Source organism: Rhodococcus sp. NyZ502, assembly GCF_041464245.1.
Taxonomy (GTDB): Bacteria; Actinomycetota; Actinomycetes; order Mycobacteriales; family Mycobacteriaceae; genus Rhodococcus_F; species Rhodococcus_F qingshengii.
The window spans coordinates 2,852,098-2,877,385 of sequence record NZ_CP167155.1; the positions used below are offsets into that span (position 1 = coordinate 2,852,098).

General features: G+C 63.6%; 20 protein-coding genes. 8 read left to right on the forward strand and 12 right to left on the reverse strand.

Annotated features, from left to right (window positions below):
* Nucleotides 1-43: 43 nt before the first annotated feature.
* Nucleotides 44-757 carry a DUF3159 domain-containing protein gene (locus ACBG85_RS13360; RefSeq protein WP_003942611.1) on the forward strand — a complete coding sequence of 238 codons (714 nt, stop codon included), beginning with the start codon at nucleotides 44-46 and terminating at the stop codon, nucleotides 755-757.
* On the opposite strand, the gene ACBG85_RS13365 is transcribed toward ACBG85_RS13360, so the two are convergent.
* The 3 genes from ACBG85_RS13365 to ACBG85_RS13375 all read right to left on the reverse strand — a co-directional run bounded on the left by ACBG85_RS13365 (nucleotide 750) and on the right by ACBG85_RS13375 (nucleotide 2,491).
* Nucleotides 750-1,043, reverse strand: coding sequence for a GNAT family N-acetyltransferase (locus ACBG85_RS13365; RefSeq protein WP_166502237.1), 294 nt, complete (start codon nucleotides 1,041-1,043; stop codon nucleotides 750-752). The two genes, ACBG85_RS13360 and ACBG85_RS13365, sit on opposite strands and share 8 nt — an antisense overlap.
* Nucleotides 1,044-1,076: 33 nt before the next feature.
* Nucleotides 1,077-1,739 carry a TrkA family potassium uptake protein gene (locus ACBG85_RS13370; protein WP_003942632.1) on the reverse strand — a complete coding sequence of 221 codons (663 nt, stop codon included), beginning with the start codon at nucleotides 1,737-1,739 and terminating at the stop codon, nucleotides 1,077-1,079.
* Between the two features lie 86 nt (nucleotides 1,740-1,825).
* A complete protein-coding gene (locus ACBG85_RS13375) occupies nucleotides 1,826-2,491 on the reverse strand; it encodes a TrkA family potassium uptake protein (RefSeq protein ID WP_003942587.1) in 666 nt (221 codons plus the stop codon).
* A 171-nt stretch (nucleotides 2,492-2,662) separates the two neighbouring features.
* Here ACBG85_RS13375 and ACBG85_RS13380 point away from each other — a divergent pair, with 171 nt between their 5' ends.
* The 4 genes from ACBG85_RS13380 to ACBG85_RS13395 all read left to right on the forward strand — a co-directional run bounded on the left by ACBG85_RS13380 (nucleotide 2,663) and on the right by ACBG85_RS13395 (nucleotide 8,269).
* Entirely contained in the window at nucleotides 2,663-4,657 is a 1,995-nt protein-coding gene (locus tag ACBG85_RS13380; RefSeq protein WP_007732857.1) for an APC family permease, read from the forward strand.
* Nucleotides 4,658-4,705: 48 nt separating this feature from the next.
* Entirely contained in the window at nucleotides 4,706-5,974 is a 1,269-nt protein-coding gene (locus tag ACBG85_RS13385) for a TRAM domain-containing protein (RefSeq protein ID WP_312638464.1), read from the forward strand.
* 154 nt (nucleotides 5,975-6,128) lie between these two features.
* Nucleotides 6,129-6,617, forward strand: a complete 489-nt coding sequence (locus ACBG85_RS13390; RefSeq protein ID WP_003942624.1) for a MarR family winged helix-turn-helix transcriptional regulator — start codon at nucleotides 6,129-6,131, stop codon at nucleotides 6,615-6,617.
* Between the two features lie 5 nt (nucleotides 6,618-6,622).
* Nucleotides 6,623-8,269 (forward strand): MDR family MFS transporter, encoded by a 1,647-nt coding sequence (locus ACBG85_RS13395; RefSeq protein ID WP_007732863.1) that lies wholly within the window; start codon nucleotides 6,623-6,625, stop codon nucleotides 8,267-8,269.
* A 51-nt stretch (nucleotides 8,270-8,320) separates the two neighbouring features.
* Here ACBG85_RS13395 and ACBG85_RS13400 read toward each other — a convergent pair whose 3' ends face one another.
* Both ACBG85_RS13400 and glsA read right to left on the reverse strand, forming a co-directional pair.
* Complete coding sequence (locus ACBG85_RS13400) at nucleotides 8,321-8,986, reverse strand: SIMPL domain-containing protein (RefSeq protein ID WP_283543006.1); 666 nt, start codon at nucleotides 8,984-8,986, stop codon at nucleotides 8,321-8,323.
* A 9-nt stretch (nucleotides 8,987-8,995) separates the two neighbouring features.
* Nucleotides 8,996-10,822 carry a glutaminase A gene (gene glsA, locus ACBG85_RS13405; protein ID WP_054188510.1) on the reverse strand — a complete coding sequence of 609 codons (1,827 nt, stop codon included), beginning with the start codon at nucleotides 10,820-10,822 and terminating at the stop codon, nucleotides 8,996-8,998.
* Between the two features lie 252 nt (nucleotides 10,823-11,074).
* Here glsA and dxs point away from each other — a divergent pair, with 252 nt between their 5' ends.
* The gene (gene dxs, locus ACBG85_RS13410; protein ID WP_372027725.1) at nucleotides 11,075-13,021 is read left to right on the forward strand and encodes a 1-deoxy-D-xylulose-5-phosphate synthase; all 1,947 of its coding nucleotides are present in this window, start codon (nucleotides 11,075-11,077) and stop codon (nucleotides 13,019-13,021) included.
* 88 nt (nucleotides 13,022-13,109) lie between these two features.
* On the opposite strand, the gene ACBG85_RS13415 is transcribed toward dxs, so the two are convergent.
* Nucleotides 13,110-14,552, reverse strand: coding sequence for a sugar porter family MFS transporter (locus ACBG85_RS13415; protein WP_372027727.1), 1,443 nt, complete (start codon nucleotides 14,550-14,552; stop codon nucleotides 13,110-13,112).
* 350 nt (nucleotides 14,553-14,902) lie between these two features.
* Nucleotides 14,903-15,919, reverse strand: coding sequence for an iron-siderophore ABC transporter substrate-binding protein (locus ACBG85_RS13420; RefSeq protein WP_054828247.1), 1,017 nt, complete (start codon nucleotides 15,917-15,919; stop codon nucleotides 14,903-14,905).
* A 123-nt stretch (nucleotides 15,920-16,042) separates the two neighbouring features.
* Between ACBG85_RS13420 and ACBG85_RS13425 the strand changes: the two genes are divergently transcribed.
* Nucleotides 16,043-16,594 carry a TetR/AcrR family transcriptional regulator gene (locus ACBG85_RS13425; RefSeq protein WP_003942617.1) on the forward strand — a complete coding sequence of 184 codons (552 nt, stop codon included), beginning with the start codon at nucleotides 16,043-16,045 and terminating at the stop codon, nucleotides 16,592-16,594.
* Nucleotides 16,595-16,696: 102 nt separating this feature from the next.
* Nucleotides 16,697-18,268 carry a GMC oxidoreductase gene (locus tag ACBG85_RS13430; protein ID WP_081557794.1) on the forward strand — a complete coding sequence of 524 codons (1,572 nt, stop codon included), beginning with the start codon at nucleotides 16,697-16,699 and terminating at the stop codon, nucleotides 18,266-18,268.
* A gap of 66 nt (nucleotides 18,269-18,334) precedes the next feature.
* On the opposite strand, the gene ACBG85_RS13435 is transcribed toward ACBG85_RS13430, so the two are convergent.
* From ACBG85_RS13435 to ACBG85_RS13455, 5 genes are all read right to left on the reverse strand, one after another.
* The gene (locus ACBG85_RS13435; protein ID WP_007732875.1) at nucleotides 18,335-20,440 is read right to left on the reverse strand and encodes a 3-hydroxyacyl-CoA dehydrogenase NAD-binding domain-containing protein; all 2,106 of its coding nucleotides are present in this window, start codon (nucleotides 20,438-20,440) and stop codon (nucleotides 18,335-18,337) included.
* Nucleotides 20,441-21,661, reverse strand: coding sequence for a thiolase family protein (locus tag ACBG85_RS13440; protein ID WP_003942598.1), 1,221 nt, complete (start codon nucleotides 21,659-21,661; stop codon nucleotides 20,441-20,443).
* A gap of 161 nt (nucleotides 21,662-21,822) precedes the next feature.
* Entirely contained in the window at nucleotides 21,823-23,112 is a 1,290-nt protein-coding gene (locus ACBG85_RS13445; protein WP_372027732.1) for an HRDC domain-containing protein, read from the reverse strand.
* Nucleotides 23,113-23,123: 11 nt separating this feature from the next.
* The gene (locus tag ACBG85_RS13450) at nucleotides 23,124-24,530 is read right to left on the reverse strand and encodes a wax ester/triacylglycerol synthase family O-acyltransferase (RefSeq protein WP_003942594.1); all 1,407 of its coding nucleotides are present in this window, start codon (nucleotides 24,528-24,530) and stop codon (nucleotides 23,124-23,126) included.
* A 60-nt stretch (nucleotides 24,531-24,590) separates the two neighbouring features.
* Complete coding sequence (locus tag ACBG85_RS13455) at nucleotides 24,591-25,181, reverse strand: DUF3000 domain-containing protein (protein ID WP_003942604.1); 591 nt, start codon at nucleotides 25,179-25,181, stop codon at nucleotides 24,591-24,593.
* Nucleotides 25,182-25,288 lie beyond the last annotated feature (107 nt).

Genomic DNA, 25,288 nt, shown 5'->3' on the forward strand with positions numbered 1-25,288 from the left:
CCGCATTTACCGTGCAACTCGGTGACTGTGGCACCCTCGACAGGTGACTGAAACACAACAGCGATCGGTAATCGACCAACTCGGCGGGCTGAGTGGTCTGATCTATTCGTCTTTGCCGATTCTGATTTTTGTCCCGGTCAACAGCATCTGGAATCTCACCGCGGCAATCTGGGCCGCATTGGGCGTCGCTGTCGCTATCGCGGCCTGGCGCCTCTTCCGCAAGGATTCCCTCCAACCCGCTATTTCCGGTTTTCTCGGAGTCGGAGTTTCCGCATTCATCGCCTACCGCACCGGCGACGCCAAAGGATATTTCCTCTTCGGTATCTACACGAGCCTCGCCTACGGTGCGGTCTTCCTGATTTCCATCCTCGTGCGCTGGCCCCTCGTCGGAATCATCTGGGGTTATCTCAACGGGCACGGCAATCTCTGGCGCAAGCACAGCTCCGCCGTCCGGCTCTACGACGTCGCGACGGCAGCGTGGGCGTTGGTCTTCGGTGCGCGGTATCTCGTTCAGTCACAGCTCTACGACACCGACCACACCGGATGGCTCGCAGTCGCGCGTATCGGCATGGGGTGGCCGTTGACCGGTTTGGTGCTGCTCGTGACGGTCTGGGCTGTGCGTAAGGCCGATCGCATCGTCGAGCCTGAACCGGTTGTGGAGCCCGAAAGCAGCGAGCCCACCGCCACGGACGCAGGGTCCGAAGAGGTGGGCTCGGTGAATCTGACGAAGCCGCGCGAAGACCGCGATCTCAGCTGATCAGGTCCTGGTACTCGGGGTGCTTGTCGAGGAACTTCACGACGTACGGGCACACCGGGTGAACCTTGAGGCCGCGTGCTCGTAGGTCGTCCAGAGCCTGGCGGACGAGAACCCCGGCCAATCCGAAACCTTCGAAGGCGGGGTAGATCTCGGTGTGATTGAACGAGACGACGTCACCGGAGGTGGTGTAGTCCTCGAGCCCAGCGAGGTCGCCGTCGGCATGGATCTCGTACCGGCTCTGGGCCGGATTGTCGGTGACTACGGTGTTTTCGGGCGCTTGTGCCATGTGATTCCCTTTCGTCGTCAGTGTGTTCGTCGGTCAATTCTCCAGGCGGAGTGCAACGCGCAACTGATCCTCGGCGTCGACGGCCGCAACGAAGAGCAGTTCGTCCCCGCCTTCGATGGGATCGTCCATCTGCGGGACGATCACGCGTCCGCCACGCAGGATGGTGACCAGTGCGCAGTCTCGCGGAAGTTCGAGTTTCTTGACGGCTTTTCCGGCAAGAGGTGTGTTGTCGGGCAACGTGATCTCGACGAGGTTGGCCTGTCCCTGCCGCAGTGTCATCAGTTTGACCAGGTCACCGACCGAGACGGCCTCTTCGACGAGCGAAGCGAGCATCCGCGGTGTCGAGACGGCGACGTCCACGCCCCAGGACTCGTCGAAGAGCCACTCGTTGCGGGGATCGTTGACGCGGGCGACAACTCGGCGAACACCGAACTCGGTTTTCGCGAGCAGACTGAGGACCAGGTTTGCCTTGTCGTCTCCGGTCGCGGCAATCACGACCTCGTACGACTCCATCGACGCGTCCTCGAGTCTGCTGAGTTCGCAGGCGTCCGCGTGCACCCACTTCGCCTCGGGCACCGACTCCGGTTCGATGTGATCGAGTTTGCGTTCGATCAGCATGACGTCATGTGAGCTTCGAATCAGCTCTCGCGCAATGGAACGGCCTACGGCGCCGGCTCCGGCGATGGCGACCTTCATCGAGAACTTCCAATCACGTTGTAGTGCAACACAGTCGCAGTCTTGTTGTGGGGGGCGGCGTACGGATCAGTCATCTGCGGCCTCCCTCAGTCGTCGCTCGGCGGCGGGTTGCCGGCCAGTGCGACAGCTTCGGCGACGGTTCCCGACACGGCGGCGATGTAGACCTGATCGTCGGCCTGGATGACAGTCTTGCGGTCGGGGAGAATGCCGGTCCCGAAGCGGATGATGAAGGCGACTCTCGAACTGGTCGCGCCCTCGAGGAGCGCGATCGGCTTGCCCGCCCAATCCTCGTGCAGGGCAAGTTCGGTGATGGCGACAGTGCCCGAAGGATCGCGCCACTTCGCAGTCTGACTTTCCTTGGTCAACGTGTGCAGGAAACGATCCGTCGACCACGGCACGGTGGCGACCGTGGGAATGCCGAGTCGCTCGTAAACAGCGGCACGCTTGGCGTCGTAAATACGTGCGACGACGCGTTCGACGCCGAAAGTCTCGCGTGCGACTCGCGCTGCGATGATGTTGGAATTGTCTCCCGAGGACACCGCGGCAAAGGCGTCGGCCCGCTCGATTCCCGCCCGGACCAGCACGTCACGGTCGAACCCCATTCCCAGAACCTTGGTTCCCGGGAAGTCGAGATCGAGACGCAGAAACGCACTCTGATCGCGGTCGATGACGGCGACCTCATGTCCGATCCTGGTCAGAGACGCGGCGAGGGAAGAACCCACTCGACCGCACCCCATGATGACGACATACACGCCCTACTCCGTTCATGGACCCTCATGGCGCGATTGCACGCCGAATCGAACGGTACAGCCCCTTACGGGAAGAGCAAGTACAACGGTCGCTCGCGTGCCGGTTGTCACGACAAAAGGTGAAGTTGGGGCTCTGATGACTCCGAATCGGGCGAGACGGCTTACGCTTTGCACGTGTCTAAGCTCTCGACCGCTACCAAGCGGCTCCTGCTCGGTCGGCCGTTCCGAAGCGACAAACTCGGGCACACGCTGCTACCCAAGCGAATTGCACTACCGGTCTTCGCGTCCGACGCGATGTCGTCCGTCGCGTATGCCCCCGAAGAAATCTTCCTGGTTCTCTCCGTCGCGGGTATTTCCGCGTATGCGTACACCCCCTGGATCGGATTGTCCGTCGCCATCGTCATGGCTGTGGTGGTGGCGAGCTACCGCCAGAACGTCCACGCATACCCCTCCGGTGGCGGCGACTACGAGGTCGCGACGGTCAACCTCGGCCCGACCGCCGGTCTGACCGTCGGTAGTGCGCTGATGGTCGACTACGTGCTGACGGTCGCCGTGTCGATCTCGTCGGCGGCGTCGAACATCGGCTCGGCTCTGCCGTTCGTCGCGCAGCACAAGGTGTTGTTCGCGGTTGCGGCGATCGTGTTGCTGACCGCGGTCAACCTTCGCGGTATCCGTGAATCGGGGACCGCGTTCGCAATTCCGACCTACGCATTCATCGTCGGCATGTTCCTGATGCTCGGGTGGGGATTCTTCCGGATCTACGTCCTCGGTGAGGATGTGCACGCGGAATCGTCGTCGTTCACGCTCAACGCCGAGGATTCGCATCTGTACGGAATTGCCTTCGCGTTCCTGATCGCCCGCGCATTCTCCTCGGGCTGTGCCGCACTGACCGGCGTCGAGGCCATCAGCAACGGCGTACCGGCGTTCCAGAAGCCGAAGTCGCGCAACGCTGCCACGACCTTGCTGCTGCTCGGGTCGATCGCCATCGTCCTGCTGATGGGCATCATCATCCTGGCTCAGAAGATCGGCATCGTCTACGCACACAATCCGCAGGAACAGCTGGTCGGAGCGCCGGAGGGCTACCATCAGAAGACCTTGATCGCGCAGATCGCCGAAGCCGTCTTCAGTGGTTTCCCGATCGGTTTCTTCTTCATGGCGATCGTCACGGCACTGATCCTGGTTCTGGCCGCGAACACCGCGTTCAACGGATTTCCGGTACTCGGATCGATCCTGGCGCAGGATCGGTACCTACCGCGTCAGCTGCACACGCGCGGCGACCGACTGGCATTCAGCAACGGAATCCTCTTCCTCTCCGGTGCTGCCATCGCATTCGTCGTGGTGTTCGGCGCCGAGGTCACCAAGCTCATCCAGTTGTACATCGTCGGCGTCTTCGTCTCGTTCGTGCTCAGCCAGACGGGCATGATCAAGCACTGGACTCGGCATCTGAAGTCCGAGACCGACAAGGCGCAACGGGCCCGTATGCAGCGCTCGCGAGTGATCAATTCGATCGGTCTGGCAATGACCGCCACCGTCTTGATCATCGTTCTGATCACCAAGTTCGCTGCCGGCGCATGGATCGCCATCGTCGCGATGGTCGCGATCTTCATCGTGATGAAGATGATCCGCAAGCACTACGACAGCGTCGCAGCCGAGCTCGAGGAGCAGGAGTGGGACGGCGTACTGCCCAGCCGCACGCACTCGATCGTGCTCGTCTCGAAGTTGCACATGCCGACGATGCGAGCTCTCGCCTACGCGCGAGCCACGCGACCGGACACCCTCGAAGCCATCACGGTCAACGTCGACGAGCCGGACACCCGTGCACTCGTGCGTGAGTGGGAGAAGAGCGACGTGACGGTTCCGCTCAAGGTGATCGAGTCGCCGTACCGCGAAATCACCAAGCCGGTTCTCGATTACGTCAAGCGTGTACGACGCGATGCTCCGCGTGACGTCGTCACCGTCTTCATTCCCGAGTACGTCGTCGGACACTGGTGGGAGCAGATCCTGCACAATCAGAGCGCGCTTCGTCTGAAGAGTCGTCTGCTTTTCCAGCCCGGCGTGATGGTGACCAGCGTTCCGTGGCAGCTGAGTTCGTCGGCAAAGGCGAAGCCGCTCGACATCGAGAAGACCGCAGGTGCCACGCGTCGCGGTTACGACACCGGCGAGAAATGATCACCGGCGAAAAATGATCGGCAACATCGAAATGGCAGGCGTAGTTCGTTGAGTGAGAATTGGACCGGACAGACCTTCGAGGTCGATCTGGGCAACCCCGGTCACGGCGGGTTCGTCGTCGCCCGGCACGAGGGGCGGGTCGTGTTCGTCCGTCACGGTTTGCCGGGGGAGCGTGCGCTGGTCCGGGTGACCGAGGACAAGGGCGGATCGTTCTGCCGCGCCGACGCGATCACCGTTCTCGACGCTTCTCCGCATCGGATCGATCCGACATGCCCGATCTCCGGCCCGGGCGGGGCGGGCTGCTGCGACTACTCGCATGCGGATCTGAGCGTCCAACGTGAGATGAAGACCTCGGTCGTGCGGGAGCAGCTTCTGCGACTGGCTCGTGTCGAATCGGACGTCGAGGTAGAGGAACTGCCCGGAACCGGAGGCGGAACGGGTTGGCGCACGCGAGTCCGGTTGGCGGTGGACGGGCACGGTGTCGCCGGATACCACGCGTACCGCAGCAACCGGATCGTCACAGACCTGCGGTGCACCCAGATCGATCAGAGCGCGTACGACGGTCTCGGCGGTGCGCAGTGGGCGCCAGGTAGCGAGCTGCAGGTCGTTCTCGACGCTGCGGGCGAGCGGCACGTCGTGGAAATCGCGGCACCCGCGGTGTCCAAGACGGGACGGCGGACGCCCGGGCGACGCGGCGCGATGGCACGCCGAGCGGCAAGCGGCGGCCCGCGAAAGACCCGAGTTGCCATCGGATCGGACACAGTGACCGAGCGCGTCGGCAGTCGAGAATGGGCGCTGGCCGCGACCGGTTTCTGGCAGGCCCATCGCGGCGCTGCGGCCGCGTACTCACAGGTGGTCGGGGAGTGGGCCGGAGCCGCTACCGCGGACACGGCCTGGGATCTCTACGGCGGTGTCGGCGTGTTCGCAGCTGTGCTCGCCGAGCTTGTCGGGCCGTCCGGCGTGGTGGAGTCCGTCGAATCTTCGGCGCGTGCAGTCGCGGACGGGCAGGCAGCGCTGTCCGATCTCGGTCAGGTGCGCTTCCACAGCGCCCGCGTCGAGAACATCATCGCGGATCTGGAGCGTTCGCCTGCTGTCATCGTGCTCGACCCGCCACGTGCGGGGGCCGGCCGGCCGGTCGTGGAAGCTCTCGCCTCAACGGGCGCTGAGCGGATAGTCCACATCGGGTGCGACCCGGCGTCGTTCGGTCGCGATATCGGCCTCTACCTGGAGCAGGGCTTCAGAATCGGTGGCCTCCGGGCGTTCGACGCGTTCCCCCAGACTCACCACATGGAGTGCATCGCGCTCCTCGAACGCTGAGACGTCCCGAAATCTTTCCCTGAAACGGTGTGACGCTTCTCGCGTTCACAACAGTTGCTTGCATTACGCAACTAATCGTATAGTTTCGTTCTGCAAGTAGTTTTCCGTTTTCAAGTCACGGCTCGTTCGGGCCACTCGAATTCAGGGGTAGGCAATGTCGGTACAGCCGGAGACGGCCCAAGCGCTCGTCGACACGATCTTCATGTTCGGCAGATCGCTGCGAGCCGCGGTCACCACCGGTGCAGACAGCCTGCTGCCGCCTGCGCTGGTCAGTGTGTTGTTCATGCTGGCGGCGCGTGGGGAGTGCCGACAGAACGAATTGGCCGTCGATCTGTGTGTCAGTCAGTCGTCGCTCAGCCGACAAATGTCGGATCTGGTCGACGCTGGGTATGTCGAGAGAAATCCCGATCCGGCTGACAAGCGGGCGTTCCGCATCCGAGTATCGGAAGAGGGACACGACGTTTTACGGAGAACCACGCAGCGGCGTGCGGCGCGTTTGCGCAACATGCTCGAAGACTGGAGCCAGGAAGAGGCCATGGCCGCAGTGACATCGCTGCAACGTCTCAACGAGACGTTCGGCGCATCGAATCGGCAGGCCTCACCGGCAGTTCCGCACACGGGCGTAGAAAGTATTGGGAGATAAGGCACATGGCAGCAACAGTAGGAGAAACCCGGGCAAGTACCGGAGGTGACGGATCGGCTCGCGAAGCGGGCGCGATGACTCACCGCGAAATTCTCGAAGCACTCACCGGACTCATCGCAGCGCTGTTCACCGCGCTGCTCAGTAGCACCATCGTTTCCACAGCGCTTCCCACGATCATCGGTGAACTGCACGGAACTCAGACGCAGTACGCCTGGATCATCACGACAGCGTTGCTCGCCACCGCGGCGTCGACGCCGATCTGGGGCAAGCTTGCCGACCTCTACAACAAGAAGGTCCTGGTCCAGACCGCGATCGTCATCTTCGTGATCGGCTCGGTCATCGCCGGCGCGGCGCACAACGTTCCGTTGCTGCTCGGTGCGCGTGTCATCCAGGGCATCGGTATGGGCGGTCTGACCGCTCTCGTCGTAGCCATCATCGGCACGATCATCCCGCCGCGAGATCGCGGTCGCTACTCCGGATACATGGGTGCGGCCATGGCCGTCTCGATGTCCGGTGGACCGATCCTCGGCGGCGTCCTCGTGGACACTGCCGGCTGGCGCTGGTGCTTCTACGTATGTGTTCCGCTGGCAGTCATCGCATTGTTCCTGCTTCAGCGCACACTGCACGTCGAGACCGTGAAGAAGGACAACGTCTCCATCGACTGGATGGGCGCCACCTTGCTCACCGCCGGTGTCAGCGTCCTGCTGATCTGGGTTTCGTTTGCCGGTCAGGACGACTACTACGCCTGGTTCTCGAAGGAGTCGGCCTTCTTCGTCATCGGTGGTCTGGCCCTGCTCGGCCTGACGATGTTCGTCGAATCCAAGGTCAAGGATCCGATCCTGCCGATCAAGATCATCACCGAGCGCACAACGGCTCTCGCGATCATCGCCTCGATCGCAGTTGGTGTCGGCCTCTTCGGCGCGACGACGTTCCTGACGCAGTACTTCCAGACCGCACGCGGATTCGATCCCACCGAAGCCGGATTGCTCACCATTCCGATGGTCGCAGGCATGCTCGTCGCCTCGGTCGGCTCGGGCCAGCTGATCACCAAGTTCGGTCAGTGGAAGCCCTTCATCGTCGCCGGCGCAGTTCTGCTGCTGGTCGGTTTCGGGCTGCTGTCGACGATCGACCACGCAACCAGCCTGTGGACAATCGGAATCTTCATCGCCATCGTGGGTCTCGGTACCGGCATGCTGATGCAGAACATCGTTCTCGCCGTGCAGAACACGGTCAGCGTCGAGAACATCGGCGCGGCCAGCAGTATCGTGGCGTTCTTCCGCACCTTCGGCGGCGCGATCGGCGTGTCGGTGCTCGGTTCGATTCTTGCGACCCGCGTCAAGACACTGACAGTCGATTCGGTCTCCACCTTGCCGCCCGAGCAGCAGGCAGTAGCTGGAAAGAGCCTCCAGGACGGCCTCGACCTGAGCAATATGCCTGACTTCGTCTCGCAGATCGTTCGGTTCGCCTACGGCGACGCAACAGGACGGATCTTCCTGGTCGCAGCCGTCGTCGCCGTGGTCACGCTCGTGTCGGTCATCTTCATCCCGAACCGTCCGTTGCGCACCACCATCGACATGGCAACCCCCGACGCCGAGCAGAAGTTCGAAGAAGAACGCGAAGAGAAGAACGAGGAGAAGAACCTCACTCGCTGATCCGCAAGCCCGGCTGGTCTACTGCCGGCCGCGTCTTCTGAATTACTGTTGTCACGCCATAGCCCATCGAACGCGGACCGAGATCGATTCTTCGATCTCTCCGCGTTCGACGGCTATCGGGGCCGAATCCGCTTTCATCGCCGCGACACGTCCGCGCATCGGCACGATCTGGTCGAAGTCCTCGAGCACCTCGAGGACTTCGACCAGATCTTTGTCTGCCAGGTCTGCGAACTGTCTGGCCTTCGATTCGGCTGCCGTCCAGGCCAATTCGCGTGCTCTTGTCGCCAGATCGCTGCGGTCGTCGAGATCGAACTCCAGTCCGTCGAGCCGAATCGCGTCGCCACCCACCGATACACATGCCGCGATAACGGCAGCGGGGGAGTTCGCCGCTTCCGGCTCCAGCTCTCGCAGTACGACTCGGAAAGTTGTCGATGCCGTGAATCCTGTTGTCTCCTGGCGGCCTCCGTCGCTCCAGTGAGTCTGCGGATGGACGCTCAGCCCGGCGGTGGTGAGGTCCGCTCCGCGCACACCGCGCGCGTGCAGGGTCTCGGTCAGGGCAGTGGACAGACGCGCGACGGCGTCGAACGCGTCGGAAACGGCCGTCTGTGTCACCGATACTCCGATCGTCAATCGCACGATGTCGGGAACAGCTGTTGCAGTGGCGGCTCCGGTCACCGTGACAGTGGACGGCTCCGAGGTGAAGGCGGTGGTGGGCACGTGTGGTTCCTATCCGATTCGTCCGGCGGATATGACACTCCGCAACATCAGGTCCAATTGCTCGTAGGCGCCCGCCGCCAGTCGTTCGAGAAGCGCAAGTTTCAACTCGGGTGCCTGCGCGGTCAGTTCTGCATATCGCTCCGGAGTCAGGACGGCCACGGTGACCGTGGAATCGGCGCGGATGTCGTTGAGGAACGGAGTGTCGAGGAACATCGTCATCTCGCCGAACGTCATTCCGGCGGAGAGCGTCGTGATGCGGTGCTCGACCCCGTGCGCGTCGGTGAACATGGTGCTGACCTGGCCGCTGAGAATCAGATAGAACCCCGAGGCCGCTTCGCCTCGGCGGGCGATCTTCTCGCCGCGGGCATAGGTTCGCGTCTCCAGTTCTGCGGAGAATCCCTCGATCTGCGCCGCGGACAGAGCATCGAGAACTGGGTGGTCCTCGATCGAGATCGTCGACGCCTGCCGATCGGCCTCACAATGCACCGCAAGCAGCGTGTCTTCGCACCACTGCATGGCGGAATCGAGATCGGCAAAAACCCGACCACTTCGTCTGGCGGGGTCGATGCTCGAACTTCGTTGTCCCAGCAGTCCTTGCGGATCGACGACGGCCACAGCACAAGCCTGCTCGGCCAGTTGAACCTGCAGCGCGGTGATCATGCGTACTGCGACGTCGCTGGCGTCGTCGACGCGGCGGACGTCGATGACGACAACTTCGAGGCCCTCGTCCACCGAGCCGATTTCGCGGACCGCCGATTCGGCACCGGTGAAGAGGAGATCGCCGTGCAGTTCGTAGACCCGGCTGCGCTTGCCGACGTCGTCGAGCACGGCTTGTTCGGTCGGGGTGCGTCGTACTCGCGACGGTGCTTCGATGACGCTGTATCTGGCCCGGATCGACGAGCGTGACGCCCGCGTCACGTGGAGGAAGTGCAGTTCGAGTTCCTTCGACAGTGCCCGGGCAGACGCAACTCCGCGAACACTGTTGCCGTGAACGTCGAGCCTGGGGGAGTACACGGCGATCCCGATCTGGCCCGGCAGAACCGCCAGCACTCCGCCGCCGACACCGCTCTTGGCCGGCAATCCGACCTCTACCAGCCACTTGCCGGCGCCGTCGTACATCCCGCAGGTTGCCATGACACTGAGGACCTGTTCGACGCCTGCGGGTGCCAGCGCACGCTCGTGGGTGAGCGGATTGACGCCGTTGTTCGCCATCGTCGCAGCCATCAGACTCAGATCACGGCAGGTCACGTCGATCGAACACTGACGGAAGTACAGGTCGACGGCCTCGTCGGGATTGCCGGTGATGACGTCGAAGGATCGCAGCATGTGGCCGATCGCACGGTTGCGGTGACCGGTGCGGGCCTCGGAGGTGTAGACGGCTTCGTTGAAGGTCAGCTCGCGGCCTGCGTATCGCGAGTACGCCGAGCGGATGCGCTCGAAGCGGGCCTCGGGATTCGGTCCGGCAACCAGTGATGCAGCGGTGATCGCCCCGGCATTGATCATGGGGTTTCGTGGCCGTTCGGTGAGCGGGTCGAGGCTGATTTCGTTGAACGGCTCGCCGGATGGTTCGACGTCGATTTTCGCGGCAACCGCCTCGCTTCCTCGATCGGCGAGAGCCAAGGCGTAGGTGAAGGGCTTCGAGATCGACTGAATGGTGAACGGGATTCGCGAGTCACCGATCTCGTAGACGTAACCGTCTACGGTGGCGATGCAGATTCCGAACGAATCGGGGGCGACCGCCGCGAGTTCGGGGATGTAGTCGGCCAACTCGCCTTCGTCGAGTGATCGGACTTCGTCGAACACTCGCGTTATCAGGTCGTCGACCACAGTTCCCATACGTCGACCTTAAGCTGACATGGCGGTCGTTTTGTGGAAGAAGAGTTGCCGAGTCGATCGCGACGGATCCCATTTGTCTGTGATTGCGATCACGAGCGATCCGCGGGATTTCGCTGTTACGCGAAGTCACACCGGAATCGGGCCGAGTCCGCGTGTCGGTTCGCCGGAACGCTCCGTAGACTGGCAGCACTGTCGCGAAGACAGCCGCGGCGCGCACCGGTGCAGCTGTGAAGCACGGAGGGAGCGATCTCGTTGGGTGTTCTTGCCCGCATTCAGGGTCCTGACGATCTACGTCAGTTGAGCCACGCCGAGATGACGGAGTTGGCCGACGAGATTCGTGAGTTCCTCGTGCTGAAGGTCGCTGCGACCGGTGGTCACCTCGGGCCCAACTTGGGCGTCGTGGAGTTGACCCTCGCACTGCACCGAATTTTCGACTCGCCGCAGGACGCGATCATCTTCGACACGGGCCATCAGGCCTACGTACACAAGATCCTCACCGGTCGTCAGGATCAGTTCGACACTCTGCGTAAGCAGGGCGGACTGTCCGGGTATCCGTGCCGCGCCGAGAGCGAACACGACTGGGTCGAGTCCTCTCACGCTTCCGCCGCGCTGTCCTATGCCGACGGCCTCGCGAAGGCCTTCGCGCTGACGGGTCAGAATCGCCACGTAGTTGCCGTCGTCGGTGACGGTGCGCTGACCGGCGGAATGTGTTGGGAAGCTCTCAACAACATCGCGGCAGGCAAGGACCGTTCGGTGGTGATCGTCGTCAACGACAACGGCCGCTCCTACGCACCGACCATCGGCGGACTCGCCGACCATCTTTCGGCACTGCGAACCGCACCGAGTTACGAGCGCGCCCTCGACAGTGGCCGACGCATGGTCAAGAGACTGCCCTGGGTGGGGCGCACCGCGTACTCCGTCCTGCACGGAATGAAGGCGGGTCTCAAAGACGCGGTCAGCCCTCAGGTCATGTTCACCGATCTCGGTATCAAATACCTCGGACCGGTGGACGGACACGACGAAGCCGCCATGGAATCGGCATTGCGCCGGGCGAAGGCCTACGGCGGACCGGTCATCGTGCATGCCGTCACTCGAAAGGGCAACGGTTACGCACACGCCGAGAACGACGTGGCCGACCAGATGCATGCCACCGGTGTCATCGATCCCGTCACCGGTCGCGGCACCAAGTCGTCCGCGCCGGACTGGACGTCGGTCTTCTCGGCCGCGTTGATCGAGCAGGCTTCGCGTCGTGAGGACATCGTCGCCATCACCGCGGCGATGGCCGGGCCCACCGGCCTCGCGGCCTTCGGTGAGAAGTTCCCCGATCGGATCTTCGACGTCGGTATCGCCGAGCAGCATGCGATGACCTCGGCCGCCGGTCTTGCACTTGGCGGACTTCACCCCGTCGTTGCTATCTACTCGACCTTCCTCAATCGGGCTTTCGACCAGTTGTTGATGGACGTCGCTCTGCTCAAGCAACCGGTGACAGTCGTGCTCGACCGCGCCGGGGTCACCGGAGTCGACGGCGCCAGCCACAACGGCGTCTGGGATCTTTCGCTGCTCGGAATCATCCCGGGGATCCGCGTCGCGGCACCGCGTGACGCCGACACGCTGCGGGAAGAACTGGACGAGGCGCTTCTCGTCGACGACGGCCCAACCGTCGTTCGTTTCCCGAAGGGCGCTGTACCCGAAGCGATTCCGGCCGTGAAGCGACTCGACGGAATTGTCGACGTTCTCAAGTCCAGCGAGGGTGAGCGCGGCGACGTGCTCCTCGTCGCGGTGGGCCCGTTTGCATCCCTGGCACTCGAGATTGCCGAGCGGCTCGACAAGCAGGGCATCTCGGTTGCCGTCGTCGATCCGCGGTGGGTTCTGCCGGTCGCGGATTCCCTGGTGAAGATGGCGGACAAGTACGCCCTCGTGGTCACCATCGAAGACGGTGGTCTGCACGGCGGCATCGGTTCGACGGTCTCGGCGGCGATGCGGGCAGCCGGAGTGCACACGTCGTGCCGCGACATGGGCGTTCCCCAGCAGTTCCTCGATCACGCCAGCCGCGAAGCCATCCACAAGGAACTCGGACTCACGGCTCAGGACCTCTCCCGCAAGATCACCGGCTGGGTGGCGGGGATGGGCAGCGTCGGCGTCCACGTCCAGGAAGACGCGTCCTCGGCTTCGGCTCAGGGCGAAGTCGCGCAAGGCTGACGGCTCGTCTCACGATAATCTCGAAAAGCGGTGGCCCACGGATCAATACGAGGGCCCCCGCGTTTCGGTGTGAAACCGTGAGATCTCGCTACTGGACGGATTCGAGTGTGCTGCCTCGCGTTTCCTTCACGAATCGCAGGACGACGAACAGTGACAACGCTGCCATGACGGCGTAGCCGGCGTAGGTGAACGACAGATTCCAATCGGCCAGTGCCGGGAACGTCCAGGACACCAGGAAGTTCGCGACCCAGTTGGTGGCGGTCGCAATTCCGACTGCTGCAGCACGCACGCGGTTGGGGAACATTTCGGAGATCAACACCCAGACGACCGGGCCCCAGGACAGAGCGAAGAAGAACACGAATGCGTTCGCCCCGATAAGAGCGATAGTGGCATTGGCTCCGGTCAGCGTGGCCACGGATTCGCCGATCTCGTTCTTGGTCACTGTTGCCGAATGGAAACAGAACGCTGCGGTGCCCAGTGAGATGGCCATACCGGCGGAACCGACCAGCAACAACGGCTTTCGACCGACCCGGTCGATGACGGCGATGGCGACGAACGTACCGACGATGTTGACCAAGGCGCTCACGACGCTGATCAGCAGGGACCGGTCGGCGCCGAATCCGACCGCCTGCCAGAGGGTGCTCGAGTAGTAGAAGATCACGTTGATACCGACGAACTGCTGCAATGCGGCGAGTGCAATACCGACCCACACCAGATGGGAGACCCCGAGCCGCTTCGAGAAGAGTTGGCGGACTGTGGTCTTGGCTTGCTTCTCCGTCAGAGATTCGCGGATCTCGTTCATGCGTTCGGTGACGGCGTCGTGATCTCCACCTTCGAGATCGGAGATGATCTTGCGAGCACGATCGTCCTTGCCCTGCGCCACGAGGAACCGTGGAGATTCGGGAATCGTGGTTGTCATGATCAGGTACAGGACTGCGGGAACCGCCTCGAGCATCAGCATCCACTGCCAGGCTTCGAGGCCTGCGATCTGATTGCGATCACCACCGGCCGCGGCCTGGAGGGCGTAATTGACCAACTGCGACACGGCGATTCCGAGAACGATCGCCAGTTGGTACATCGAGCCGAGACGTCCGCGAATCGCGGCGGGGGAGATCTCCGCGATATAGGCCGGGGCGATGACTGACGCGAAACCCACTGCCAGGCCGCCGACCACGCGCCAGAACGTGAGGTCGTAGACGCTGAACGGAATTGCGGAGCCTACGGCGCCGATGATGAACAACACCGCGGCTATCTGCATGACGCGGATGCGGCCGAGTCGGTCGGCGAGTGTGCCTGCGATCCAGGCGCCGAGTGCTGCGCCGAGCAGAGTCAGTGAGACCGTGAGCCCGGTGCCCGAGGCGCCGATGTCGTACTTGTCTCGGATCGCACCGACCGCCCCGTTGATGACGGCGGTGTCGTATCCGAACAGAAAACCGCCGAGCGCGGCGGCGCCGGCGAAGAGCACTGCATGTCCGACGTCGGCGCGAGTAGCGCCTGATCCTCCGCCGGAGGCGGTTCCGCTGAATGCCATTCCTGCCCCCTCAAAGGCCCTACGGTCGACACCCCGATGCGCCGATCCATCCGCGAGCACTCTGCACGCTACGCCCACCGGGACAGATTTGGCGGGGACTCACGCGCCGTTACCCAGCTGAGTCCATTCCCGCAGAGAATCAGCTTGACACAGTAATGTCGTATTGATTGCAGTTAGTATGCAAACAATATGGTAAGTGCAGGTGAGGGCGCTTTACTCGCCCGAGAGACGCTCGGCTTTTGCTGCGATGTCTTCGAGATCCTTCGCCATGAATTTCCGGGTCACCCGCCTCTCCGGCGAGCCGTTCAATACAGATCACGCCGGAGAGGGTTGTCGGGAAAATCTCGTTTCTAGGCGGAGGCGCGCTTTGCGGCTTCGCTCAACGTCGGTGTGATCTGGCCGAGGACCCACGGCGTGCTCAGGACGTTGACGTTGCTCAGTCCGCCGATGACCCGGGTGTCGCTGAGGAATGCGGTGGATCCACGCTTGACCGCGCCGAGTCCACCGACTGCGGGTATGCCGGACGGATCACCGGAGCCGTCGGTGAAGCCGACGATCACATCGGCGTCGATGTCGGCGATGTTCTCGTAGGAGATCGTCTTGAAGAACGATCCACCTGCATTGTCCGCGGCTAGCTTCTCGACGCCCGGTGCGTTGACGAACCCGAGTTCGGTCAGCACCTGGACCCGCGGATCAGTGGGCAGATAGACGTTGATGTTGCTCGAATCGGTGTCGAAGTTGACCACTGCCAATGTCTTTCCGGCGAACTCCGGGTGGGCTGTGGCGGTATCGGCGAGAGTCGCGTCGAGGCCGTCGACGAGCTTGTCGGCCTCTTCGCTCTTGCCGACTGCCTTGCCGACGATGCGGGTCTGGTCCTGCCAGGATGTCTGCCAGGCCGCGCCGGGGTAAGCGGCCGTCGGTGCGATCTTGCTCAGTTGGTTGTAGACGGATTCCTCGAAGCCCTCGTACGGCGCGAGGATGACGTCGGGGGTCAACGACGCGATGGACTCGATCGGCGGTTCTCCGCTGGCCGGCATGTCGAAGAGCGTTGTCTTGTCCGCGTCGAAGTAGTCCTGCGCCCAGGGCATGACGCCGTTGTCGTCCGCACCGTAGGTGTACTTGGGCTGTCCGACCGGAGTCAGATCGAGTGCGTACAGGATGTCCTGCGCGTTCCATCCGAGGGTGACGAGGCGCTCGGGCTTCGAGTCGATGGTCGTGGTGCCGAAGGTGTTCTCGATGCTGACGGGGAATCCGCCCGTACCTTGGGATGGCGTGGATGTGCCTGAATCCGAGGAGCACGAGACAAGTGCGGTGACCGCGATTGCAGCCGCACCGAGGGCAGTGAAGCCCCGAACAGAAGTTTTCATGAAGGGCAGCCTAACCTACTGAATTTCGGCAGCCAAACGAAACCGATTGTGCCGTTTATGCAGGTGGGAGTCGGATCTGGACCGCGTTCTCAGTGCACCGTTTCGGTGGGCAATACTTTCCTCGTGCGATCACAGCAGAAGATTCTCGGCGCCGCCCTCGGACTGATCGAAGGTGGCGGATTCGAGGCTGTGAACATTGCCGCAGTTGCCACCGCGGCCGGTGTCTCGCGCCAGACGGTGTACTCGATTTTCGGCACACGTGAAGAGGTCGTCTCTCAGGCGATGGGCGGTCTCGCTGTCGAGGTTCTCGGGGAGATCACGGCACAGGTGGAGTCGGTCGATACGGCGTGTGACTACGTCGTCGAATTCATCGTTGCCGCGCGAACTGCCGTGCGTGCTCACCCGGTGCTCGCGACTCTGCTCCTCGCCGAGCGGGGAAACCCTGTCTTCGATCTCGAAATGATGAGTCGAGCAATACCTTTCGCTGGTCAGATGCTCACCCCTATGGTCGAACGTGGCCTCGCCACGGAGGCGGAGTTGGATGAGATAGTGGAAATCGCCGTGCGACTGGGGCTTTCGGTTGTTGCATTCGACAGTGACCTCGTACATTCCGACGACTCCTTGCGGGCCTTTCTCTCGAGGTGGCTCGGGCCCGCAATCCGGTCGACCTCGTAGTTCCTTGCCTGCTCCGCCAAAACCTTGACACTCGAGCGTCAGAGTGTCTAGTTTTGGCGTGCCCGGAATTCTCTGGCGACATTCTTCGAGGGAGCACCAGTCATGTCCGGAGTGAAACGTAGATCGTTCTTGGCCGGTACGGCCGCCGTGGGAGTCGCGATGATGGCGCCACGCACGGCCAGGGCTGCAACAGGGATTCCGCTGACACGTGAAGTGCACCGTGTCGTGGTTATCGGATCGGGGTTCGGCGGCGGGGTGACGGCACTTCGCCTGGCCGAGGCGGGGGTTCCGGTCACTTTGCTGGAGAGAGGGATTCGGTGGCAGACCGGGCCGAATGCCGAAACTTTCCCGCACCCCGCCAGCCCGGACAAGCGCATCCTCTGGCATCAGTCCAACCCGACTCTGTTCGGCAGGCCGGCGATCTTCGAGCCATACGCGGGTTTGTTGGAGACGGTGACCGGTGAGAACATGACCGCGATCTGCGCAGCCGGTGTGGGCGGCGGATCGCTTGTGTACCAAGGGATGACGCTGCAACCGGAAGAAGCGGTCTTCAACACGCACTTTCCGGAGGAGCTCGATTACGCACGAATGGGCCGCGTCCATTACCCGCGGGTGGCGCGGATGCTGCAAGTGGAAACTGCACCAGACGAACTGATTTCCAGCCCGAACTACGAGGCGGCACGTGTATTCGCGCGTAACGCAGCGCGTTCCGGTCTACCCGTGTCGAAGATTCCGATGCCGATCGACTGGAACTTCGCGTTGGCCGAATTGAGGGGTGAGATGAAGCCGTCTTACACCAACGGTGACGGCGCGCTCGGTGTCAACAACGGTGGCAAGCATTCGGTGGATGTCACCTACATTGCGGCTGCGGAAGCGACCGGATTGGTGAATGTGGAGACTCTGCACCAGGTCACCGATGTCGAGCGGGCCGCCGACGGACGGTGGCGCGTGTACGTGGACCGGACCGACATTTCCGGCAAGATTCTCGAGAACAAGATCTTGACGACGGATGCGCTCGTGATGGCTGCAGGCAGCATGAACACCACCAAACTCCTGGTCCGCGCCGCGGCAACGGGGCGGATCAGGGATCTACCGGACGAGCTCGGCGCAGGGTGGGGGACCAATGCCGATCGGATCTACATCTGGTCGGATCTCGCCGAGAACTTCGGTGCGACGCAGGGCGGGCCGGTCGTCTACGGCAGCCGGAACTGGGACGACCCGCATAATGCGTTCACCGTCATTCAGGCGTCGTTCCCGCCCGTTGCGTTCGACGCTCACAGCACGGTGATGGTCGGATTCGGTGTGAGCGGCGACCGAGGTCGGTTCGTGTACGACTCGGCGCGGGGTGAGGCGGTGCTCCGTTGGCCGAAGGACGGGGATTCGGCGATCCAGCAAGGCCACATCGGGCCGGCCGCCCAGCGGATCGCGGCAGGAGGACTGCTCACCGACACGAACGCGATACTGCCCTCCACGTGGCATCCCCTCGGCGGTGCCTGCATGAACTCGGTGTGCGATCTTGATGGGCGGGTTCTGGGCCAGCGGGGGTTGTACGTGCTCGACGGCGCTCTGCTGCCGGGAAACTCCGCTGCGTGCAATCCGTCGATGACCATCGCCGCCGTCGCGGAGCGTGCGCTCGAGAACATCGTGAAAGACGATGTGGGAACACTATTCTGAACCTGCGCAAACGCCACGGACGGCGTACCCGAAGGCACGCCGTCCGTGACGGGTCGATCGACTGACTCAGACGCTGGCAACACCAGGCGCGAGGAAGCGCTTGCCGTTGACAGCCTCGGAGGTACCGGTGCGGTCCAGGTACGGCGTGATGCCGCCGTTCCAGAATCCGAATCCTCCGCCGAGCAGCAGGCAGAGGTCGATGTCCTCGGCTGCCGCTACGACGCCCTCGTCGAGCATGATCTGAATTTCCTCGGCAAATGCACGACGTGTGCGCTCGAGGACCTCTTCCGAGGTGGACACCTTGTCACCCTGCGGCCACAGTGCGGCGACCTCGGGGTCGACGGCCTGACCGTTCTCGCCCCAGGTCCACACGCCGGGCTTGCGGGCCTCGACGAGTGCTTCGAGTCCGGGTGAGCTCTTGAACCGGTCCGGGTACGACTCCTGCAGGGTCTCACCGGTGTGCAGTGCCACTGCGGGTCCGACGAGGGCCAGCAAGGTGAACGGCGACATGGGCATGCCGAGTTCGGCGATGGCATTGTCTGCGACGTCGAAGGGGGTGCCTTCGTCGACGGCGGACATGACCTCACCCAAGGTGCGGGTGACGAGGCGGTTGAAGACGAAGCCGGCCTTGTCGCCGCAGAGGACGGCGGACTTCTTCAGCGACTTCGCGGTGGCGAAAGCCGTTGCCAGAGTGGCATCATCGGTCTTGCTGCCCTTGATGATCTCGAGGAGGGGAAGAACGGCCACCGGGTTGAAGAAGTGGAAGCCGACCACACGCTCGGGATGTTCGAGGCCGGACGCCATCTCCGTGATGGAGAGCGAAGACGTGTTGGTGGCGAGGATGGTTTCGGGAGCGATGAACTGCTCGAGTTCCGCGAAGACCTTCTTCTTGACGTCCATGTTCTCGAAGACGGCTTCGATGACGAAGTCGGTCTTGGCGAACGCGGCCTTGTCGAGGGAGCCGGAGACGAGCGCCTTGAGGCGGTTCGCAGCGTCGGGGGACAGGCGTCCCTTGCCCTGGAGCTTCTCGATCTCGGTGTGGACGTAGCCGACACCCTTGTCGATGCGTTCCTGGTCGATGTCGGTCAGGATGACCGGCACCTTGAGCTGGCGGACGAAGAGCAGCGCGAGCTGGCTGGCCATGAGGCCGGCGCCGACGATGCCGACGCCGCTGACCTTACGAGCGAGCGAGCGGTCGGGTGCTCCGGCGGGACGCTTGGCGCGCTTGTTCACCAGATCGAAGGCGTACAGACCAGCCCGGAGCTCGTCCGTTAGCAGAAGATCGGCAAGAGCCTCGTCCTCGGCCGCGAAGCCCTTGTCGAGCGAGGCGGCATCGGTGATGTCGGTGCTGCGAGCCAGTTCGAGCAACTCGACGGCCTTGACGGCGCCGGGAGCGTTGCCCTTGGTCTTGCCGTCGACGATCGCCTTCGCACGAGCAATCGCGTCGTCCCAGCCCTGGCCACGATCGATCTCGGGGCGAGCGGGGGTCACTGTGCCGGCGAGGACCTGCGACGCCCAGGCGAGGGACTGCTCGATGAAGTCGGCAGAGTCGAGAACGACGTCGACGACGCCGAGTTCGAGTGCCTTCTTGGGGGAGAGCACCTTGTTCTGGTTCAGCGAGTTCTCGATAACCACGGTGACGGCGTTCGACGGGCCGACGAGGTTGGGGAGCAACTGCGTTCCGCCCCAACCGGGGACCAGACCGAGGAATGCTTCCGGAAGACCCAGTGCGCCCGCATTGGCGGCAACCGTGCGGTAGTGGCTGTGCAGTCCGACCTCGAGGCCGCCGCCCAGAGCGACACCGTTGATGAAGGCGAACGTGGGAACGGACGACTCACGCAGGCGTCGGAACACCTTGTGACCCAAGCGGCCCAGCTCGAGTCCCTGCTCACGAGAGGTGATCGCGGGAACACCCTTGAGATCCGCGCCGGCGGCGAAGATGAAGGGCTTGCCGGTGACGGCGATGGCAACCGGGTTGGCGGCAAAGGCTTCGTCGAGGGCGGCGTCGAATGCTGCGAGTCCGCCGGGACCGAAGGACGACGGCTTGGTGTGGTCGAAGCCGTTGTCGAGGGTGATCAGTGCAAACGGGCCCTCGATGCCGGGGACCGAGATGATCTTCGTGTAGGCGTTCGTCACGACCTCGTCGGCGAATGCTGTTGCAATATCAGACATTTAGTTGACTCCTGCCTGGTAGTCAGCGTGGTTCGGGTTCTCCCAGATGACGGTGCCGCCCATGCCGAGGCCGATGCACATGGTGGTCAAGCCGTAGCGCACGTCGGGGCGTGTCGCGAACTGGCGGGAGAGCTGCGTCATCAGGCGAACGCCCGAGGAAGCGAGGGGGTGGCCACACGCGATGGCGCCGCCCCACTGGTTGACGCGCGGGTCGTCGTCGGCGATTCCGTAGTGCTCGAGGAACGCGAGGACCTGAACGGCGAACGCCTCGTTGATCTCGAAGAGTCCGATGTCCTCGATCTTGAGGCCGGTGCGTGCCAGCAGCTTCTCGGTGGCGGGAACCGGGCCGATGCCCATGACGGCGGGGTCGACGCCCTGGTAGGCGAAGCCCACCATGCGCATGCCGACCGGCAGGCCGAGCTCGGCTGCGGTGTCCTCACCGGCGAGCAGTGCTGCGGTGGCACCGTCGTTGAGTCCGGCTGCGTTACCGGCGGTGATGCGTCCGGCCGGTCGGAACGGCGTCTTGAGCTTCGCGAGATCTTCGACGGTGGTTCCGGGGCGCGGCGGCTCGTCTTCGGTGGCCAGACCCCAGCCCGCGGAACTGCGGGTGGCGACGGGGACCAGGGTGTCGGCGATGAAGCCGGCCTTCTTGGCAGCGTCGTACTTGTTCTGGCTGTTGACGGCGTAGGCGTCCGTGCGGTCCTTGGTGATGGTCGGGAACCGGTCGTGCAGGTTCTCGGCGGTGTTACCCATCACGAGGGCGCTCGGGTCGACCAGGCGGTCGGCGAGGAAACGCGGGTTGGGGTCTGCGCCCTCACCCATCGGGTGGTGACCCATGTGCTCGACGCCACCGGCGATCACGACGTCGTACTGGCCGAAGCCGATGCCCGACGCGGTCGTGGTGACGGCGGTCATCGCGCCGGCACACATGCGGTCGATGGCGAATCCGGGAACGGTTTCGGGGAGACCGGCGAGGATCGCAGCGGTGCGGCCGATGGTCAGGCCCTGGTCACCGGTCTGCGTGGTGGCTGCGACGGCAACTTCGTCGATCCGTGCGGGATCGAGCTGCGGGTTGCGGCGAAGCAGCTCACGAATCGCCTTGACGACGAGATCGTCTGCGCGCGTGTCGGCGTACATGCCTTTCGGGCCGGCCTTGCCGAACGGGGTGCGAATGCCGTCGACGAAGACGACGTTGCGTTGGTTGTTTGTGGATGGAGCCACGCGAATTCCTCCTGATGGAGCTGCCCACCGCACCGAAGGGCGGTGAGACGTTGGTTCGGCGATCACGGCCAGGCGTCCGGCCTCGTATCGAGCGTACTACTGCCCATTACTGACCGGTAACTTAACGTGCCGAATTGCTCCAACCTCACACCGGGGTCAGGTCAGGATTCCGGCTCTTCCACTTCGGGCTCGGCCGGGACCACGGAGTTCAGTGCCTCGGCGAGGACGGGAACGGTCAAAGTGCGTTGCCAGCCACGTGCGCCACCGGAAGTGAGCTTGGTCTCGATCGCACTCTCGACTTCGGCGATGTCCGAGTCGGGTTCCAGTTTCCAGTCCCAGCACAGGCGCCTGACCAGGTCGGGTTGGAGCAGATTCTCCACGGGCACCGAAACCTCTTTGCTCAGGTCCGACAGTGCTGCGCGCGCCGCGGTCAACCGATCAGCCGCCGCTGGATCCTGGCGGGCCCAGCGGCCGGCAGCGGGCGGCCCGACGATGGGCGGGGTTTTCGGCGGAAGCTCGCTGTCGGGGAGCCTGCGCGCGGCTTCCAGTGCGTCCATCCAAATACGCGAATACCGGCGTTGACGTGGTCCGCCGAAGACGGGAAGCGAGCGGAGCGCATCCAGCGACCGAGGATCTTTGAGAGCGGCATCGATGATCGCGGAGTCAGGAAGAACCCGACTCGGAGACACGTCGCGCTTGCGTGCGAGATCCTCGCGCGCCTGCCACAGCGCCCGTACTGCCGCCAACTGACGGGTGGTCTTGAGTGAGGTGATGTGCGACGTACGACGCCAGCGGTCCGGTTTGGGCTTGGGCGGGCCGGCCAGACGGATGTACTCGAACTCTTCCTTCGCCCACTCGAGCTTGCCTTGGGATTCGAGTTCGGCTTCCATTGCGTCGCGCAGTTCGAGAAGCACTTCGACGTCGAGGGCAGCGTAGTTCAACCAGGCGTCCGGCAGCGGACGTGTCGACCAGTCCGCAGCCCCGTGACCCTTGCGAAGTTCCACTCGCAGGGTTCGTTCCACGATCGCGGCGAGTCCGACTCGCTCGAACCCGGCCAGTCGTCCGGCCAGTTCGGTGTCGAACAGCTCGGCCGGCGTCAGGCTCAGTTCGGCGAGGCCGGGGAGATCCTGATCGGCAGAGTGCAGCACCCATTGCAACGGGTTGATCACCTCGGCCAACGGCTGCAGGTCTTGCGCTGTCGGAATCGGGTCGAGCAGGAACGATCCTGCTCCTTCGCGTCGAAGCTGGATCAGGTACGCCCGTGCCGAATAGCGGAATCCGGATGCGCGCTCGGCGTCCACGGCGAGCGGGCCGTGGCCGGAGGCCAGCGCGGCCGCGGCGTCGGCGACACCGGCGGCAGTGGTGATGACGTCCGGAACTCCGTCACGCGGAACGAGCAGCGGAATTACGTCGGAGGTGGGCTCGGTTGCATCATCGGTGACTTCGGACATGGTCACTGACTCTACGTCGCAGTCGGGGCCGGGGTTGTCACCTCAGCGTCGAACAGTTCGTCGAGTGCGGCTCCGAAACCTTGCGCGAGCTGGTCCAATTCGGGGGCCAGATCGGAGCAACTGACGATGCCGACGTCGAGTTTTCCGTCGAGAGACATCACCGTCACGTTGAGACCTGCTCCGTGAAAGATCGGGCCGAGCGGGAACATTCCCTTGATCTGGGCACCGAGGAAGTAGAGCGGGACCGGCGGTCCAGGCACATTCGACACGACCAGGTTGGACACGACGGGGTGACGCTCGGCGAGTTTGAGCGACGAGTACACGCGCATGGCGGCGCCGAACACCGCCGGCGAAGCGAACTGCGACCAGTCCTGGAGCATGTTCGCGCCCAGAGCCTCGTTGTGGTTCTTCGAGGTGGCGTTGTAATCGCTGATTGCGTGCAGGCGTTCGACCGGATCGGCGATCTGGGTGCCGAGTTGCGTGAACATGCCCGAGATCTGGTTCGTGCCCGGACGATCGGATTTGCCGTGGACCGACACCGGCACCATGGCGACGAGGGAGTCCTCCGGCAGTTCGTCCCGGTCCTCCAGATACTTACGCAGTGCCCCGGCGCAGAGCGCGAGAACCACGTCGTTGACCTTGACGCCGTGACGGTCCTTGACGGCTTTGACCTTCGCGAGATCGAGTTGGCTGAACGCGACGTTGCGGTGACCGGTGATCGCGCCGTTGAACGAGGTCCGCGGCGCGGTGAACGGAGCAGGCATCGCTTCACCCTTTCGCGCACGCGTCACCCACTTCGGGAGCATGGCGATTCCGCCGGGGACCAGACGGGCAATTCTTGCGGGTCGGGCGATGACGGCCATGAGTCCGCCGATCGCGATGTCCAGCGTTCCCGCGTCGCCCGCACCCTGTGCTGTGGGATCCACGAGCGCCGGTGAATCCGGTTCGAGACTGCACAGCTGAGCCAGGATGTTCGCGCCGGTGACACCGTCGGCAGCGCTGTGATGGATCTTCGACATGACGGCGATCTGTCCGTCGGCAAGTCCCTCGATGACCCACATCTCCCACAGCGGTCGGGAACGATCCAGCGGTTGGCTCGCGATGTGTCCGGCGAGCTCTGCCAGTTCCGCGTGTGTGCCGGGAGCAGGTACCGCGGTCCGATGGCAGTGCCGCTCGATGTCGAAATCGTGATCGTCGACCCACACGGGGTAGTCGAGATTGAGACGGGAATCTTTGAGTTTGCGCCGGAAGGTCGGCATGGTGGCCATTCGCGAGTCCAACTCGCGAAGCAGCTTCCGGTAGTCGTAGCCGCCCGGGATGGTCGTGGGGTCGAGCAGGACAAGTCCACAAACGTGCAATAGCTGGGTCGGTGTTTCCAAGTAGAGGAAGGTCGCGTCGAGTCCGCTGAGACGTTGCATGACTCATTCTAGAACAGGTTCTAGTATTTTTCCGGGGGAATGCTCAAACGAGTGACAGAGTCAGTCGTTCTGCCGCGACAGCGTGGTTATCCCGGCAGGCGGAAGCCCCGCCGCGTACGCGAGAACCTCGCAGAAAGCCTCGACGTGGTGAGCCAATTCGGACGAAGTTGCAGTCCAGGACGCTCGCAACTCCAGTTGATGGGCTCGCGGAGGCCCGGCGATGTCGCCGTACCGCACGGAAGTTGTAGCTGTGACCGTACCGCCCAGGGCCACAAAAGGTTCCGGTCCGGCCTCCAAAGCGTCCACCAGCCAACTCCAGGCTACTTCGGGAAGTAGTGGATCCGCGGCGACGGCTTCGTCGAGATCGGCCTGGATGTACGCCACCAACCGCATGGTGCCGTTCCACGCCTCGTCGCCGTCCGGATCGAACAACAGGATCAGGCGGCCGAAAGCGTCACCTTCGGACTGCTCGGCCACGACGTCGGAGTCCGGGTGGAGAACCTCGGCCCCCACCGCGTGGCTGTACGGAGCGAGACGCTGCGGCGGGCGGATGGGGCCGACCTCTATCTCGGGCCGAACCCGCGCAGCGGTCATCGCCTCCACGGCGGCACGGAACTCGGCCGGGTCGGCTGTCGATCCGGATGTCGTCACAGGTCAGGACGTTAGTCGGGGATGCGGGCGGGGAGGTGGAGGCGCGCCGACCGAGTGTGGCTCGGGTGTGTGGCCGCTCACGAACCGCTCGGGTGTCCGATCCCGAG